9 protein-coding genes are annotated in these 16,201 nt (G+C 71.2%); 4 read left to right on the top strand and 5 right to left on the bottom strand.

The window, feature by feature from the left end; all coding sequences use genetic code 11:
• The first annotated feature begins 37 nt into the window (after nucleotides 1–37).
• Nucleotides 38–985, top strand: a complete 948-nt coding sequence (locus OG841_RS05075; protein WP_328642580.1) for a helix-turn-helix domain-containing protein — start codon at nucleotides 38–40, stop codon at nucleotides 983–985.
• Between the two features lie 370 nt (nucleotides 986–1,355).
• Complete coding sequence (locus OG841_RS05070) at nucleotides 1,356–3,266, top strand: RICIN domain-containing protein (RefSeq protein ID WP_371563731.1); 1,911 nt, start codon at nucleotides 1,356–1,358, stop codon at nucleotides 3,264–3,266.
• Nucleotides 3,267–3,272: 6 nt separating this feature from the next.
• Here the strand turns inward: OG841_RS05070 and OG841_RS05065 are convergent, their stop codons facing one another.
• The 3 genes from OG841_RS05065 to OG841_RS05055 all read right to left on the bottom strand — a co-directional run bounded on the left by OG841_RS05065 (nucleotide 3,273) and on the right by OG841_RS05055 (nucleotide 7,763).
• Complete coding sequence (locus OG841_RS05065; RefSeq protein ID WP_371570572.1) at nucleotides 3,273–4,529, bottom strand: SLC13 family permease; 1,257 nt, start codon at nucleotides 4,527–4,529, stop codon at nucleotides 3,273–3,275.
• Nucleotides 4,530–4,624: 95 nt separating this feature from the next.
• Complete coding sequence (locus OG841_RS05060; RefSeq protein ID WP_328642582.1) at nucleotides 4,625–5,296, bottom strand: DUF4232 domain-containing protein; 672 nt, start codon at nucleotides 5,294–5,296, stop codon at nucleotides 4,625–4,627.
• A gap of 94 nt (nucleotides 5,297–5,390) precedes the next feature.
• Nucleotides 5,391–7,763, bottom strand: coding sequence for a SpoIIE family protein phosphatase (locus tag OG841_RS05055; protein ID WP_371563727.1), 2,373 nt, complete (start codon nucleotides 7,761–7,763; stop codon nucleotides 5,391–5,393).
• Nucleotides 7,764–8,020: 257 nt separating this feature from the next.
• Here OG841_RS05055 and OG841_RS05050 point away from each other — a divergent pair, with 257 nt between their 5' ends.
• Nucleotides 8,021–11,116, top strand: a complete 3,096-nt coding sequence (locus OG841_RS05050; protein ID WP_371563724.1) for a glycoside hydrolase family 2 TIM barrel-domain containing protein — start codon at nucleotides 8,021–8,023, stop codon at nucleotides 11,114–11,116.
• Nucleotides 11,117–11,263: 147 nt separating this feature from the next.
• Nucleotides 11,264–13,507 carry a glycoside hydrolase family 9 protein gene (locus OG841_RS05045; protein WP_371563722.1) on the top strand — a complete coding sequence of 748 codons (2,244 nt, stop codon included), beginning with the start codon at nucleotides 11,264–11,266 and terminating at the stop codon, nucleotides 13,505–13,507.
• Here the strand turns inward: OG841_RS05045 and qcrB are convergent.
• On the bottom strand, nucleotides 13,452–14,981 hold the full coding sequence (gene qcrB, locus OG841_RS05040) for a cytochrome bc1 complex cytochrome b subunit (RefSeq protein WP_328642586.1): 1,530 nt from the start codon (nucleotides 14,979–14,981) through the stop codon (nucleotides 13,452–13,454). The two genes, OG841_RS05045 and qcrB, sit on opposite strands and share 56 nt — an antisense overlap.
• The gene (sigJ, locus tag OG841_RS05035) at nucleotides 14,978–15,889 is read right to left on the bottom strand and encodes an RNA polymerase sigma factor SigJ (protein WP_371563718.1); all 912 of its coding nucleotides are present in this window, start codon (nucleotides 15,887–15,889) and stop codon (nucleotides 14,978–14,980) included. The genes qcrB and sigJ overlap by 4 nt, the downstream gene beginning before the upstream one ends.
• Nucleotides 15,890–16,201 lie beyond the last annotated feature (312 nt).

The raw sequence follows: 16,201 nt of genomic DNA, 5'->3' as shown, positions 1-16,201 counted from the left end.
CCACTCGTCACGCTAGGCCGCAGCCCGCCCGAGGAGGATGCCCGTGACCGCCGACGGATTGCCCGAGACTGCCGCCCACGGCGACCCCGGTCCGCCACCGGGCCTCGTGGTCGTCGGCCACTACGACGAACTCCCGGGCTACGCCGTCCAGCGACCGCGGGGCGCCGACAGCTGGCTGCTCACCTGGACGGTGGGTGGGCGGGGCACCCTGCGCCAGGGACGGACCGAGACCGGGGCGGGCGCCGGGGACCTGGTGGTGCTCGCCCCCGGCACCCCGCACCGCTACGGCGTCCAACAAGGCGCCGACCACTGGCGGTTCTGGTGGGCGCACTGCGGAGCCAGACCGTCCTGGACCGCCTGGCTGGGGCCGCACGGCAGGGGCGACGGCATGTACGTCGTCACCTCGGACCCCGGGACCCACGGCCCGCGCACCCGCATCGAGGCGGCCTTCCACCGGATGCTCACCGACGCCCGCTGGACCGGCACCGGCACGCCGCCCGAGAGCGCCCCGCCCGCGTCCGCACCGGCCGACGACCGGGTCGCCGTTGCCGTGGCCCACGGCACCACCGCCCGCGAACTCGCCCTGTGCGCGCTGGAGGAGGTCGTCCTGCTCACGGCCGGCGCCGCGCGCGGGTCCCGGACCGGGACCGGCATCGACCCCCGGGTGCGGCGCGCCCAGGAGCTGATCGCGGCCGATCCCGGCGCCCCGCACACCGTGCGGTCGCTCGCCGGCGAAGTGTCGCTGTCGCCCTCCCGGTTCGCCCACCTCTTCTCCCGGCAGCTGGGCCGGTCACCGATGCGGGAACTGCGCGAGGCGCGCCTGCACCATGCCGCCCGACTGCTGGAGAGCACCGACCTGTCCGTGGAACGCGTCGCCGCCGCTTCCGGCTTCGCCAGCCCCTTCCACTTCAACCGGGTCTTCCGTGCCCGCTACGGGACTCCGCCCGGGGCGTACCGGGCCACCGGGCCAATGGTTGGGACGTGACCTCGCGGGGCGATCCCGAGGCGGTGTGGAGTGGCGGTTCAATGGTTGGTGCGGATGAGGGTGCCGCACCAAGTGAATCCCGTTTCCCATTACGGCGGCCAAATGGTGCGGCAATCCCAGGCCATCGGGCTTGACCAATCGTCAAACCTCCACGGGCCGCACGCTCTGCACAAAACCGCGGGATCTCTTGTTACGCCTCGCTGACCTGTGCAAAGGTGTGCGTTGTCGGCGCACGGACAATACATTTTCCCCCTGTGTGCTCTCGACCCCTCCGTACGCCCTTCACGCTTCAAAAGAGCTGTCCCAGGCGGACGTACCCATTGGTATGGACTTTATGCAACCCAGCATGCCCTCGGGAGGAAATGCCGCCGTGAGTGACGCAGGCCTGTCGAATTACCCGTCTCCGGTTCGCCCGTACGACGTCACGGACGAGCAGCTGAGCGCCGAGCTCAAGAAGTGGAGCGGCACGACGCCGGCCCTGCAGCCCGTCGGTGAACTCCTCGACCGGCACTGGGAAGCCGCCTTCGCCTACGCGCGGCTGTGCACCGACGGTCCCCGTCCCGCGGGCATGCTCACCACGGCCGCGTTCACGCGCCTGTTCGGCGAATCTCTGCGCCACACGGGTCCGACCGCCGCCTGGCGGCCCCATCTGCTCGTCACCGTCCGTCGGATCGCGGCCGAATGGGACTCCGACGGCCGACGGGAGATGCTCCACCCCGCGCTGAGAACCGAGGCGGGCGGCGACAGAGCCGCGGCCCGCCTGCTGCCTCCCGCCGAGCGGCGCCTGCTGTCCGGTGCCTTCCAGCGGCTGCAGCAGTCGGCCCGCTGCCTGCTGTGGCACACCGAGGTCGAGGCCGAGCCGATCGGGGTCCCCGCGGCCCTCCTCGGCCTGGACGAGGAGGACGCCGGCGTCGAACTCCGCCGAGCCCGCGAGCGGCTGCGCGAGGAGTGCCTCCAGGTCCACCGCGAACTCGCCCCCGAGCAGGAGTGCCGGCACTATCTGCGGCTGCTCGACGTGACGTTCCGGCGCGGCGGTGCCGAGCTCGACCCCGATCTGCGCGAGCACCTGCAGCGGTGCCGGCACTGCATGCACACCGCCGACCAACTGCACCAGTTCAACGGGCAGCTCGGCCTCGCCCTCGCCGAGGCCGTGCTCGGCTGGGGTGCCGCCGCCTACGTGGAATCACGGATGAGCGTCGACGACGCGGGAGCCGCAGAGGAAGCGCAGCGACACGCGCCGAGCGGAGCGTTCGCGGGTGAGGCCTTCGGCGTTCCGATGCCGCCCGCCGCCCCGGCCCAGGGCCCCGCTCCCACGGGCCCCGCGCCCGCCGCCCCCGGCCCCCGCGGCCGTGCGCGCTCCGCCTCCCGCCACTCCGCCCGCAAGGCCCCTCGCCGTACCTCCCGCCGCAACCTCACCGCGGCCGTCCTGACGGTGAGCGGGCTCGTCGTCCTCCCCCTGGTCATGTGGTCCTCGTTCCACTCGGACGGCACCGGCCCGGCCGACGCCGCCCCCTCCGAGGCGCCCGGCTCAGACACGGCCTCCTCGACCACCGACCCGTCCCGGGCCGGGGCGAGCGAGGCGCGCCAGGGCGACCTGCGCGGACGCCTGCACAACGTCGAGTTCGGGCTGTGCGTCGGCGTCGTCGGCAAGAAGATCGCCCAGGGCGTCGAGACCGGGCTCGCCGAGTGTTCCGCGGCCGAGGGCCAGCAGTGGACGTACGAAACGGACGGACTGCTGCGCAGCGCCGCCGACCCCGACCTGTGCCTGGACTCCCACCTAGGCTTCTCGGTACGGCTCGCGGCCTGCACGGGCGCCACCTCGCCCGACGCCAAGAACGTCCGCTACGACTTCACCCTCCAGGGCACCCTCGTACCGCGCTGGGACCAGGACCTCGCGCTGACCCCGGCCGCCACCGACGGGTCCGGCGCGCTGGTTCTGAAGAACCGCGACGACGGCCCCGCCCAGCGCTGGGTCTTCGACACCTCGACGCCCGACCCCCAGATGGAGGCGGTCAACTGGGACGCGGACAGCAGCCCCACGCCGACCCCGAAGTCCGCCCCCGCGCCCTCCAGGACGCCCACACCGGCCCCGACGGGGTCCGCCACCCCGACGGCCACGCCGACACCGCCGAGCAGCCCGTACCCCAGCGCCAACTGCTCCACCAACCCGTACTCCTGCTACGGGGGCGGCCGGCCCGGCTACGGCGGCGGCTACGGCGGTGGCTATGGGTACGGCGGTGGCTACGGGTACGGGGGCGGCGGCTACGGAGGCGGGCGCTGACCCCGCTCAGGCTCCGACGAGCTGCAGTGAGCCCCACAGGGCCACCACCGCGGCGGCGAGCGCGGTCGGCACGGTCAGCAGACCGAGCCGGGTGAACTCCCCGAGCTCCACCTCGTGGTCGTCCCGGTGCAGGATGCGCCGCCACAGCAGCGTGGCCAGGGATCCGGCGTAGGTGAGGTTCGGGCCGATGTTCACCCCCAGCAGCACCGCGAGGACCGCGCCGGGCCCGGCCGTGGCGGTGAGCGGCAGCAGGACCAGGACCGCGGGCAGATTGTTGATCAGGTTCGCCAGTACGGCGGCCAGCGCGGCGATCCCGAGCAGCGCGACGATGCCCGTCCCGTCGGGCAGGACGTGGTGCAGGGCGTCGGCGAGCCCGTTGTCGACGACCGCGCGCACGACGATGCCGAGCGCGAGCACGAACGCCAGGAAGGCCGGTGCCGCCGCCCGCACCACCGTGACCGGGGTGGCCTTTCCGCGGATGAGGGCGCGGCCCGCCAGAACGAGCGCGCCCGCGCAGGCGACCCAGGCGGGATCGACGCCGAACGCCGAGGCCACCACGAACCCGGCCAGCGTGCAGCCGACCGTGACCAGGGCGAACAGCGGCAGCGCGGGCTCCTCGGACGGCTCGGGGGAGTGGTCGACGACGGTGAGGTCGGTTGCGAAGAAGCGCCGGAAGACCACGTACTCGACGGCGATCGCCGCCAGCCAGGGCAGTGCCATCAGCAGCGCGAACCGGGTGAAGCTCACCCCGCTCGCCTCGAAGGCCAGCAGGTTGGTGAGGTTCGACACCGGCAGCAGCAGCGAGGCCGTGTTCGACAGATGCGCGCACGCGTAGACGTGCGGCTTCGCGCGGGCCCCCATCCGGGAGGCGGTGACGAGCACCACGGGCGTCAGCAGCACCACGGTGGCGTCCAAGCTGAGCACCGCCGTGATCGCCGACGCCAGCCCGAACACACCGGTCAGCAGCCGCCCGGGCGAGCCCGCCGACCGTCGGGCCAGCCAGGCCCCGCAGGCCTGGAACAGCCCCTCCACGTCACAGAAGTGCGCGAGCACCAGCACCGCCGCGAGGAACCCGACCACCGGTCCCAACCGCTCGGCCTCCGCCCAGGCGTGGTCCGGGGAGATCGCCCCGGTGACGACCGCGAGCCCCGCCGCCGGGACCGCGACCGCGGCCTCCGGCCAGCCGAAAGGGCGCAGGACCGCCCACACGAGTACGGCGACGAGCAGGGCGACGGACAGGGCTTCGGCGAGCGGGGTGTTCAGGGCAATTCCTTCGGGACGCGAGCAGATCGTGCCTGGTCATGAAATCAGGCCGGGGTAAGAAGCCGGTCAGTGCACCCGACCGCGACCTGCCCCGCTCAGGCTCCGGTGCCGGGGCTGAAGGGGATCAGCCGGACCGACGCCTCGTTGCCGGACACCGGGACCGCCCCGGACGTCCACGCCACCTTCAGCGGGTCCTCCTCGTCCGGCGGGGTCACCACAAGGGCGGCAGGGGTGGCCGTTCCCGCGCCGCTGACCTCGGGGTTCGCGAAGGACAATCCGGCCCAGGCGCTCTGGCCGGGCGCCAGCCTCACGGTCTCGGGCTCGGCGGAGGAGCGCTTCGGGTCAGGTCCCAGCTGCTTGCCGGACGCGTCGACGAAGGCGGTGCCCGGATAGCCGTACAGGGTGCAGGTGCGGCTCGACTCGTTCGTCAGCACGACCGGGAAGTTCTCCTGCCCGGCGCCCGGGTTGTTGCGGCCGACGGAGGCGCTCAGTTCGGAGGTGTGGCAACGGGTTCCGCCGGCCGGGGACCGCGCTGCCGACGGGGTGAGGGAGTTGCTCACCGCGTCGGTCGGCACGCCGCTCGGCGCGTTGCCGGTGCCGTCGGACGGTGTCGTGGTGCCGGTCGCGGGAGCCGCCGTGCCGGACTCCGTGCGCGGGGCGTTCGCCGTGTCGTCGCCGCTGCCGCAGCCCGCCAGCAGACCGGCCATCGCGACCGAACTCGCGAGCAGGGCCGCCCGCCGCACACCCAGGGACCACCTGATCGTCATGTCTCCACACTCCCGGAGATTTCACGCACGCGCGCGTAAGGCGCCTTGTGCCCCGTCATAAGGGTCCGATGCGGAACGGCCCGGACAAGTTCGCTCACTCCTCGTCGAGGAGTCCGATCTCCGCCCAGATCGTCTTGCCCTCGGCCGTGTGCCGGCTGCCCCAGCGCTGGGTGAGCTGCGCGACCAGCAGCAGACCCCGGCCGCCCTCGTCCCAGGTCTTGGCGCGCCGCAGGTGCGGGGCGGTGTGGTTGGTGTCGGAGACCTCGCAGATCAGCGTGGTCGCGTCATGGATGAGCCGCAGCCGGATGGGACGGGCGCCGTACCGGATCGCGTTCGTCACCAGCTCGCTCACCACCAGTTCCGCCGTGAACGACGCCTCGCTCAGGTCCCAGCGATCCAGCTGCTGGACGACCTGCTTGCGGACGGGCGCCACCAGCGCCGGGTCGGCGGGGATGTCCCAGGTCGCCACCTGGGAGGCGGGCAGACCCAGGGTGCGGGCCAGCAGCAGGGCCACGTCGTCCGAGGAGCCGCCGGGCGGGAGCACCGCCTGCAGCAGCCGGTCGCAGGTCTCGTCCAAGGAGTCGGAGGGAACGGCCAGGGCCTCGCACAGCAGGGCGTGACTGGCGCCCACGTCCCGCTCTCGGGACTCGATCAGGCCGTCCGTGAACAGGGAGAGCACACTGCCCTCGGGCAGTGCCAGCTCGGCGGACTCGAACGGCAGCCCGCCCAGGCCCAGCGGCGGTCCCGCGGGCAGTTCCACCTCGCGTGCCGTCCCTCCCGGCGTCAGCATCACGGGCGCCGGATGCCCGGCCCGGGCCAGCGTGCAGCGCCGCGACACCGGGTCGTAGACCGCGTAGAGACACGTGGCCCCGACCTCGCCGGGACTGCCCTCGCTGCCGGCCTCCGCGGACAGCCGTACGACGAGGTCGTCGAGGTGGGTGAGCAGTTCGTCCGGAGCCAGGTCGATGTCGGCGAGGGTGCGGACTGCGGTGCGCAGCCGGCCCATCGTCGCCGAGGCCTGGATGCCGTGCCCCACCACGTCCCCGACGACCATCGCGACCCGCATCCCCGACAGCGGGATCACGTCGAACCAGTCGCCGCCCACCCCGGCCCGCGCCGCCGGAAGATAACGCGACGCCGCCTCCACGGCGGCCGTGCGCGGCAGGGAACGGGGCAGCAGACTGCGCTGCAGGGCGAGGGCGGTCTCGCGCTCGCGGGAGAACCGACGGGCGTTGTCGATGCAGACCGCGGCCCGCGCGGTGATCTCCTCGGCCAGCAGCACATCGTCCGGGGTGAAGGGGTCGGGCCGCCGGTAGCGGGTGAGGACCGCGACCCCGAGGGTCTGGCCGCGGGCCTGGATCGGTACGGACATCGTGGAGTGGACGCCGAACTCCCTGACCCGCTCGCCGCGGGTTCTGTTCCAGTTGAGCCACTGGTCCAGGCGCCCGGACGCCACCGTGGCGACGATGGTGCGGCCCGCGACCACAGAGTCGGCCTGCGGTGAGGTGGCGGGATACACCTCGGTGTGCCCGGGCTTCATCACGGCCATCGGATTGCCGGGGTCCACGGAATGGTGGGCGGCGCGCCGCAGTTCGACCGGCGCCGCGAGCTCGGTCGGGGCCTCGCCGCTCTCCTGCGGGTCCAGCAGGTCGATGCTCACGAAGTCGGCGAGCGCCGGAATGCAGACGTCCGCCAGCTCCTGAGCCGTACGGGTGACGTCGAGGGTGGTGCCGATACGCACGCTCGCCTCGTTGACCAGCCGGAGCCGCTCCCGGGCGAGGTAGTGCTCGGTGAAGTCGTGGCCGGTCAGACAGGCTCCCCGCACCCGTCCCGAGCCGTCGGTGAGCGGCGCGATCCGGGTCAGCATCCCGGCCGCGCGGTTGAAGCCGCTGGGACGGACGTACCTCTCGATGTCGCGTGCCCGCCCGGTGGCGAGCACCTCGGCGAGGAGTTCCTCGACCTCCGCGTTCTCACTGCGGACGCCGATGTCCGTGATCCTCAGTCCCCTGACCTCGTGGTCGGGCAGGCTGATCAGCTCGGCCATCCGGCCGTTGATCCACCGCAGACGCAGCCGCTCGTCGCAGACCAGCATGGGACAGGGGGACTGGTCCAGCGCGGCCGCGGTCACCACGTCGTCCGGCGGGTCGAGCTCCGCGTGGTCGGGCCGGACGACGACCCGCCAGTCGGCCCGGTCCCCCAGCGGCGGCCTGCGGAGGGCGAGCAGGTGGACAGGGACCGTGCGGCCGTCCCGGTGCCGCAGAGTGAGATCGCCGCTCCAGCGCGGGCCGACAAGGGCGGCCAGGGCGTCCCGCTCGGCCAGCAGGGCCGCGGCGGGGCGGCCCAGCACCTCGTGGGCCTCGTAGCCCAGCAGCCGCCGGGCACCGACGCCCCATCTGGCCACGGCGCCGCGGTCGTCGATGACGGCCCGCGCGGTCGAGGCATCGTCGAACGGATCCACCGGCCTCATCGTCGCTACTCCATCGCGCCTACGCACAGTGAACAGGTGCGCAAATCGAGTCCCAGCCTAGTGCGTCCCGCCCGCCAGTGAACGCCGATCCCATCTGTACGGGGCGGCGGCGCGCGGAGGCGAATGAGCCGTCCGAGGGGACGGCCGGGCAGAACGCGCTTTCCGCACCCTTGACGGACTTGAGTGGCACGTCGTCAGATTCTGTGTGTTCACGATCAGTTGTGAGTACTTATGGTCCCTGATGAGGGAGAGCCGCCATGACCGTCACGCGCAGATCGGTTCTGCTCGCTTCCACGGCCGCCCCTGCCGCGGGAGTGCTGCTGGCCACGCCGGTGGCGCAGGCCGCCGAGTCCGCCGGAAACGCGTCCGGCCGCCTTACCGTCGCGCTCCGCGACGGCTGGCGCTTCGCGCTCGTCAACCCGGGCGGGATCACCGATCCGACGGGGGAGTACACGGACGCCGCGGCGCCGGGGTACGACGACTCGGGGTGGCGCGAGATCGCGGTGCCGCACGACTGGAGCATCGAGCTCGCCCCGACCACCGAGAACGGCACCACCAGCGGCACCGGCTTCTTCCCCGGCGGCCTGGGCTGGTACCGCCTGTCCTTCACCCTGCCGCCCGCCTTCGCCGGCAAGCGGATCTCGGTGGAGTTCGACGGCGTCTACATGGACTCGTACGTCTACTGCAACGGCACCGAGGCCGGCCGTCACCCCTACGGCTACACCGGCTTCGCCTTCGACCTCACCGACCTGCTCCACGCCGACGGAACCACCGAGAACGTGATCGCGGTCAAGGTGCAGAACCGGCTCCCCAGCAGCCGCTGGTACTCGGGCAGCGGCATCTACCGCGAGGCCCGCCTGGTCGTCACCGATCCGGTGCACGTGGAGCGCTGGGGCACCCAGGTCACCACGCCGGAGATCACCGCCGAGGGTGCCCGCGTCCGAGTGCGGACCTCGGTGGTCGACGAGTCCGGCACGGCGGGGCCGGTCGAGATCCGCTCACGGATCAAGGACCCCCGGGGCCGGACCGTGGCCCGCACGGCCACCACGATCACGGTCGGGCAGAGGGCGACGGAGACCCATGAACTCCCTGTCCCCGAACCCCGGTTGTGGGACATCTCGGAGCCTCACCGCTACACCCTGGAGACCGAACTCCGCCGCGACGGCGAGCTGGTCGACACCTACCGCACCCCGTTCGGCCTGCGCACCTTCCGCTTCGATCCGGACGAGGGCTTCCATCTCAACGGCGCCCACCACAAGATCAAGGGCGTCGACCTCCACCACGATCTGGGCGCCCTCGGCGCGGCCGTCAGCATCGACGCGATCCGCAGACAGATGACCCTCATGAAGTCGATGGGCGTCAACGCCTTCCGCACCTCCCACAACCCGCCCTCCCCGGAGATGATCCAGGTCTGTGAGGAACTGGGCATCGTGATGCTGGTGGAGGCGTTCGACTGCTGGCGCACCGGCAAGACGCGCTACGACTACGGCCGGTTCTTCGACGAGTGGTGCGAGAGGGACGCGACCGAGATGGTCCTCGCGGCCCGTAACTCGCCCGCGGTGCTGCTGTGGTCGATCGGCAACGAGATCCCCGACTCGACGTCCACTGCCGGACTCGCCATGGCCGACCGGATCATCGCCGCGATCAAGGCCGTCGACGACACCCGCCCGCTGATCATCGGCTCCGACAAGTACCGCCGCCTGCCCGCCAAGGACTCGGCGGCCGACCTGATGCTGGCCAAGCTGGACGGGCTCGGACTCAACTACAACACGGCCAAGTCGGTGGACCAGCTGCACGCCGCCTACCCGCACCTCTTCCTCTTCGAGTCCGAGTCCTCCTCCGAGACCTCGACCCGCGGCACCTACCAGGAGCCCGAGCACCTCAACACCGGCGAGAACCACACGCCGGGCAGACGGGAGACCTCGTCGTACGACAACAACCTCGCCTCCTGGACCATGAGCGGCGAGTACGGGCACAAGAAGGACCGGGACCGAAAGTGGTTCGCCGGGCAGTTCCTCTGGTCGGGCATCGACTACATCGGGGAGCCCACGCCGTACGACGTCTTCCCGGTGAAGGCGTCCTTCTTCGGCGCGGTCGACACCGCCGGCTTCCCGAAGGACATGTACCACCTCTTCCGCAGCCAGTGGGTCGACGAACCGATGGTCCATCTCGTTCCGATGACCTGGAACCACGCGGAGGGCGACACGGTCGAGGTGTGGGCGTACGCCAACGTCCCCACCGTCGAGCTGTTCCTCAACGGCACGTCCCTCGGCACCCGGATCCTCGACACCAAGAAGACCACCGACGGCCGGGTGTACCTGGAGACCACGGAAGCCCCCGGCGACGACAAGACCTTCACCGACGGCCCCTACCCCGGCAGCTACACCAGCCCGAACGGCAGCGCGGGCAAACTCCATCTGGCCTGGAAAGTGCCCTACGCGCCGGGCGAGTTGAAGGCCGTGGCCCGCAGGAACGGCAAGGTGGTCGCCACCGACGTGCTGCGCACGGCCGGCAAGCCCCATGCCGTACGCCTCACCGCCGACCGCAATTCGCTCGCCGCGGACGGCCGTTCGCTGGTCTTCGTCACGGCGGACGTCGTCGACTCCCGGGGGGTGGTGGTGCCGGACGCCGAGCACCTGATCTCCTTCGCGGTGAGAGGCGGCTCCCTCGCCGGTCTCGACAACGGCCGCGAGGAGAGCGCCGAGCGCTACCAGGCCACCACCCGGACCGCCTTCCATGGAAAGGCCCTCGCGATCGTGCGCTCCGGCACCGAGCCGGGGGTCCTGAAGGTCACGGCGAGCGCGGAGGGCCTTCGGGCCGGCCGTGCGAAGGTGCGTACCACCCCGTCCGGGTCGGTCGCCGTCACCGAGCCGGCCGCCTTCACCCCCGACCATCCGGCGCCCCCGAACTACCCGCATGTGGACGCGAGTTACTCCGGCCGACCGGACACCCTCCCAGCCGCCATGCTGGACGGGGACCCGGCCACCGGCTGGTCCAACGCCTTCAGCAAGGCCGCCACCGCCCTGCTGCCCGCCTTCAGCGGGGCGAGGGCAAAGGACTGGGTCTGCGTGGACTTCGGGCGGACCAGGACCTTCGACCGGGCGGAGGTCTCCTTCACGCTGAGCGCGACCCACAGCCTGCCTGCCGCCGTGGAGGCCGCGGTGTGGGACGGGAGGCGGTATGTGCCGGCCGAGGGCGTCGCGGTCGCCTGGGCCACCGCCTCCGACGAGCCCACGGTGGTCACCTTCGACGCCGCCCGCGGCTCCCGGCTCCGGCTCACGCTGACCAGCGCGTATCCGGGCCAGACCGGGGGAGCGGTACGCATCAGCAAGCTGGCGGTGCCGGGGAGCTGATTCCCACCGGCAGCGGTCCGGACGGGAAACCAGTCCCGTCCGGACCGTTGACTGAGTGTCATGCCTGCAACAAACATGGCCTGCGACCGTCAGTTGGGAGCGCTCCCATCGCGAGCGTCGCCCGCACCTCCCCCGAGGAGACCGGACGTGAACAGACGCAAGACCGCCCTGTTGTCCCTGACCGCCCTGCTGGGGGCGGCACTTGTGGCCTCGCCCGTGTCCCCGGCCGCCGCCGACGAGGTCGAGCAGCTCAAGAACGGCACCTTCGACACCACCACCGCGCCCTGGTGGACGAGCAGCAACGTCACCGCCGGCCTGTCCGGCGGCCAGTTGTGCGCGGACGTGCCGGGTGGCACCGCCAACCGCTGGGACGCCGCCGTCGGCCAGAACGACGTCACCCTCGTGAAGGGGCAGTCGTACAAGTTCTCCTTCGCCGCGAACGGTTCGCCCGAAGGGCACGTCCTGCGGGCGATCGTGGGGCTGCAAGTGGCGCCCTACGACACCTACTTCGAGGTGAGCCCCCAGCTGAGCGTCTCCGGGAACTCCTACTCCTACACGTTCACCTCACCCGTCGACACCGCCCAGGGCCAGGTCGGCTTCCAACTCGGCGGCAGCGCCGACCCGTTCCGCTTCTGCATGGACGATGTGTCCCTGCTGGGCGGCGTCCCGCCCGAGGTGTACGAGCCCGACACCGGACCGCGCGTGCGCGTCAACCAGGTCGCCTATCTGCCCGCCGGGCCGAAGAACGCCACCCTGGTCACCGACGCCACGACGAAGCTGCCCTGGCAGCTGAAGAGCGCCTCCGGCACCGTCGTCGCCCACGGCTGGACCGTGCCGCGCGGCACCGACGTCTCGTCCGGGCAGAACGTCCACTCCATCGACTTCGGCGCCTACAAGAAGCGCGGCGCGGGCCTCACCCTGGTCGCGGACGGCGAGACCAGCCGGCCCTTCGACATCGGTACGGGCGCCTACGAACAGCTCCGCCTCGACGCGGCGAAGTACTACTACACCCAGCGCAGTGGCATCGCGATCCGCGACGACCTGCGCCCGGGCTACGGACGCGCAGCCGGGCACGTGAACGTGGCCCCCAACCAGGGCGACAAGAACGTGCCCTGCCAGCCGGGGGTGTGCGACTACACCCTCGACGTCAGCGGCGGCTGGTACGACGCCGGCGACCACGGCAAGTACGTGGTGAACGGCGGCATCTCCACCTGGGAGGTGCTGAGCACGTACGAGCGTGAGCTGCTGGCCCGCACCGGAGAGCCCGCGAAACTCGGCGACGGCACCCTCGCCATCCCCGAGAGCGGCAACAAGGTGCCCGACATCCTCGACGAGGCACGCTGGGAGCTGGACTTCCTGCTCAAGATGCAGGTACCGGACGGGCAGCCGCTGGCCGGGATGGCTCACCACAAGATCCACGACGAGCAGTGGACCGGCCTGCCGCTCATGCCGAGCGACGACCCGCAGAAGCGTGAACTGCACCCGGCGTCCACCGCGGCGACCCTGAACCTGGCCGCGACCGCCGCGCAGGCCGCCCGCCTGTACAAGCCGTACGACAAGGCGTTCGCGGCGAAGGCCCTGGCGGCCGCCCGCAAGGCCTGGGCCGCGGCACTCGCCCACCCCGATCTGTACGCCTCGGAGAGCGACGGCACCGGAGGCGGCACCTACGCCGACAGCAACGTCACCGACGAGTTCTACTGGGCGGCGGCCGAGCTGTATCTCACCACGGGCGAGAAGGCGTTCCAGGACCACGTGCTCGCCTCGCCGGTCCACACCGCCGACATCTTCACCCCCGTCGGCTACGACTGGGCCCGCACGGCCGCGGCGGCCCGGCTGGACCTGGCGACGGTGCCGAGCAGGCTGCCCGGCCGGGACAAGGTGCGGCAGTCGGTCGTCAAGGGCGCCGACCGCTACCTGGCCACGTTGAAGGCCCACCCGTACGGCATGCCGTACGCCCCGGAAGGCAACCTCTACGACTGGGGCTCCAACCACCAGATCCTGCACAACGGGATCGTCATCGCCACCGCCTACGACATCACGGGCGCCACGAAGTACCGTGACGGCGCCCTCCAGGGCATCGACTACATCTTCGGGCGCAACGCGCTGAACATCTCGTACGTGACCGGCTACGGCGAGGTCAACTCCCACAACCAGCACGCCCGTTGGTACGCCCACGAGCTCGACCCGAACATGCCGAACCCGCCGAAGGGCACCCTCGCCGGCGGGCCGAACTCCGGCATCCAGGACCCCTACGCGCAGAGCAAACTCCAGGGCTGTGTCGGCCAGTTCTGCTACATCGACGACATCCAGTCCTGGTCGACCAACGAGCACACCATCAACTGGAACTCCGCTCTGACCCGGATGGCGTCCTTCGTGGCGGATCAAGGCTGACGTTCGCGTGCTCCACCAGCTCACCGGGCCGCTCGTGCGCGGTGAGCGTGTGGAGCCGGGCCTGATCGAGCGGCTGGTGCACCTCGACGTACTCACCGTGCGGCAGCCGCTTGATCACACCGGTCTCCCGGCCGTGCAACACCAGCTCCCGGTCCCGCAGTTGAAGGCCCAGGCAGATCCGCCGGGTGGCCACTAAGACGACCGCCGGGACCACGAGCACGCCGATCCGCACGGCCCACGTCACCGAGTTGATCGACAGATGAAGCCGGGTCGCCACGATGTCGTTGCCGCCGCCCGCCAGCAGGATCAGATAGAGGCTGATCCAGGACGCACCGATCGCCGTACGGACCGGACGGTTGCGCGGGCGGTCCAGCAGATGGTGCTCCCGCCCGTCCTTGGTGAACCGGGCCTCCAGGAACGGATACACCCCGATGAAGACGAGGAGGAGCGGGAAGACCACGACCGGGATCAGCACACCCAGGACGAGTGTGTGGCCCCACAGGGTGACCTCCCAGCCCGGCATCACGCGCACCAGCCCCTCCGCGAACCCCAGGTACCAGTCGGGCTGGGCGCCCGTGGAGACCTGGTCGGCACGGTAAGGGCCGTACGACCAGACCGGGTTGATGCTCGCCACCGCCGCGATGAGGGTGAGCGCCCCGAACACCAGGAAGAAGAAGCCGCCCGCCTTCGCCAGGTACACCGGGAAGAACGGTGTCCCCACCACGTTGCGTTCGGTCTTCCCGGGGCCCGCGAACTGGGTGTGCTTGTGGTGGACGACCAGGATCAGGTGGGCCACCACGAGGGCCGCCATGATGCCGGGGATCACCAGGATGTGCAGCGAGTAGAAGCGGGCCACGATGTCGTGCCCCGGGAACTCGCCGCCGAACAGGAAGAGCGCGAGATACGTCCCGACGATCGGCACCGACAGGGTGGCGCCGTACACGAACCTCAGGCCGGTGCCGGACAGCAGGTCGTCCGGCAGCGAGTAGCCGAACAGGCCCTCGAACAGGCCCAGGAACAACAGCGCCCAGCCGAACAGCCAGTTCACCTCGCGCGGCTTGCGGAACGAGCCCGTGAAGAAGTGCCGCATCATGTGCGTGAGCATCGCGGCGACGAAGATCAGGGCCGACCAGTGGTGCAGCTGCCGGATCAGCAGTCCGCCGCGCACGTCGAAGCTGATGTCCAGTGTCGAGGCGTACGCCTCCGACATCCGTACTCCGTTCAGCGGCGTGTAACTGCCGTGGTACGTCACCTCGTTCATCGACGGATGGAAGAACAGGGTCAGCCACACCCCGGTCAGGATCAGTACGACGAAGCTGTACAGACAGATCTCGCCGAGCAGGAAGGACCAGTGGTCCGGGAAGACCTTGCGCAGGTACTTCGCCCCGAGTGTGCGGGTGCCGAGCCGTCCGTCGAGCCAGCCGGACAGCCGCTCGCCCTTCCCCGGCTCCGCCGGGCGTTCCACGGCCGTCACGCCTCCTCCTTCCGCACATGCGCGAGCTTGTCGGGATTGGTCACGACGAAGAGATTCGAGACCCGGTCGCCCTCCGGTGTGAGGTCCAGGACGATCACCGCGTACGGCGAGTCGTGGTCGAACAGCACGGCGGCGTCGTCGCCGTTGACGCGCCGGTAGCGCACCTCCAGGCCCAGGGCCTGCGCCCCGCCCCGCTTCGCGTACCCGTTGAGCAGCCGGGCCGCCTTCTCCCGCCCGTGCACCGGACGCAGGGCCTGCTTGCGCATGCCGCCGCCGTCCGTCCACACCGTCACGTCCGGCGCGAGGACCTCCATCAGCTCCGCGATGTCCCCGCCGAGGGCGGCCCGCACGAACCGTTCGGTCGCCTCCCGGCGGACCCGGGGGTGGGCCTCGTACAGCGGGCGGCGGGCGTGCACATGGGCCCGCGCGCGGTGCGCCAACTGCCGTACGGCGGCCGGGGTGCGGTCGATGATCTCCGCGATCTCGGTGTGGGCGTAACCGAAGACCTCGTGCAGCACGAACACCGCGCGTTCCAGCGGGGACAGCGACTCCAGGACCACCAGCATCGCCAGCGACACGGACTCGGTGCGCAGCGCGGGGTCGTCGGCGCTCGCCCCGTCGGTCACCAGGGGCTCGGGCAGCCACGGGCCGACGTACGTCTCGCGGCGGCGGTTGACCACGGCCCGCCGCTGGAGCGCGTGGTTGACGGCGATCCGGACCAGATAGGCACGTGGGTTGTCGATCCCGCCGGCGCCCCGGCGCGACCACGACAGCCAGGTGTCCTGGAGCACGTCCTCGGGGTCGGTGACGCTGCCCAGCATGTTGTAGACGACGCCGAACAACAGCTCCCGGTGCTCGACGAAGACACCGGTCGCCTCTTCGGTGTCGGGAACGGGGATCTCGGACATCTCGTATGGCCTCCCAGTAGCGCGCTCACTACTGCGAGGCCTGCGGGGCGCCGGGATGTGACATCCGACGGCCGGAATGTGACCCACGCCTCATCGAGGCCGGGGCGGGGTGGCCAGGACGCGTCGTGGAAGACGATCCCGAGCGCGTGCCGCCGACCGGAGCGCACGGTCGCCGTGCCCATGTCGTTTCCGCCTCGCCTTCGAGTGTGGGACGTCCGTCGTCGCTCGTCCGGCGGGAATCGGACACCGTGCTCACACCCCTTCGGTACCGCTTGAAAGCTATCTTGAGCTGCGAATATTTACGATTGAGTA

Origin of the sequence: Streptomyces canus, from assembly GCF_041435015.1 — a bacterium.
Classification (GTDB): Bacteria; Actinomycetota; Actinomycetes; order Streptomycetales; family Streptomycetaceae; genus Streptomyces; species Streptomyces canus_G.
Note: the sequence above shows the minus strand (reverse complement) of the source record. Positions and strands in the feature narration are given on the sequence as shown.

Bases quoted from the DNA above. Each gene is read 5' to 3' on its own strand.
- OG841_RS05075 (WP_328642580.1), top strand. From the start codon at position 38: ATGCCCGTGACCGCCGACGGATTGCCCGAGACTGCCGCCCACGGCGAC.
- OG841_RS05060 (WP_328642582.1), bottom strand. From the start codon at position 5,296: ATGACGATCAGGTGGTCCCTGGGTGTGCGGCGGGCGGCCCTGCTCGCG.
- OG841_RS05055 (WP_371563727.1), bottom strand. From the start codon at position 7,763: ATGAGGCCGGTGGATCCGTTCGACGATGCCTCGACCGCGCGGGCCGTC.
- OG841_RS05050 (WP_371563724.1), top strand. From the start codon at position 8,021: ATGACCGTCACGCGCAGATCGGTTCTGCTCGCTTCCACGGCCGCCCCT.
- sigJ (WP_371563718.1), bottom strand. From the start codon at position 15,889: ATGTCCGAGATCCCCGTTCCCGACACCGAAGAGGCGACCGGTGTCTTC.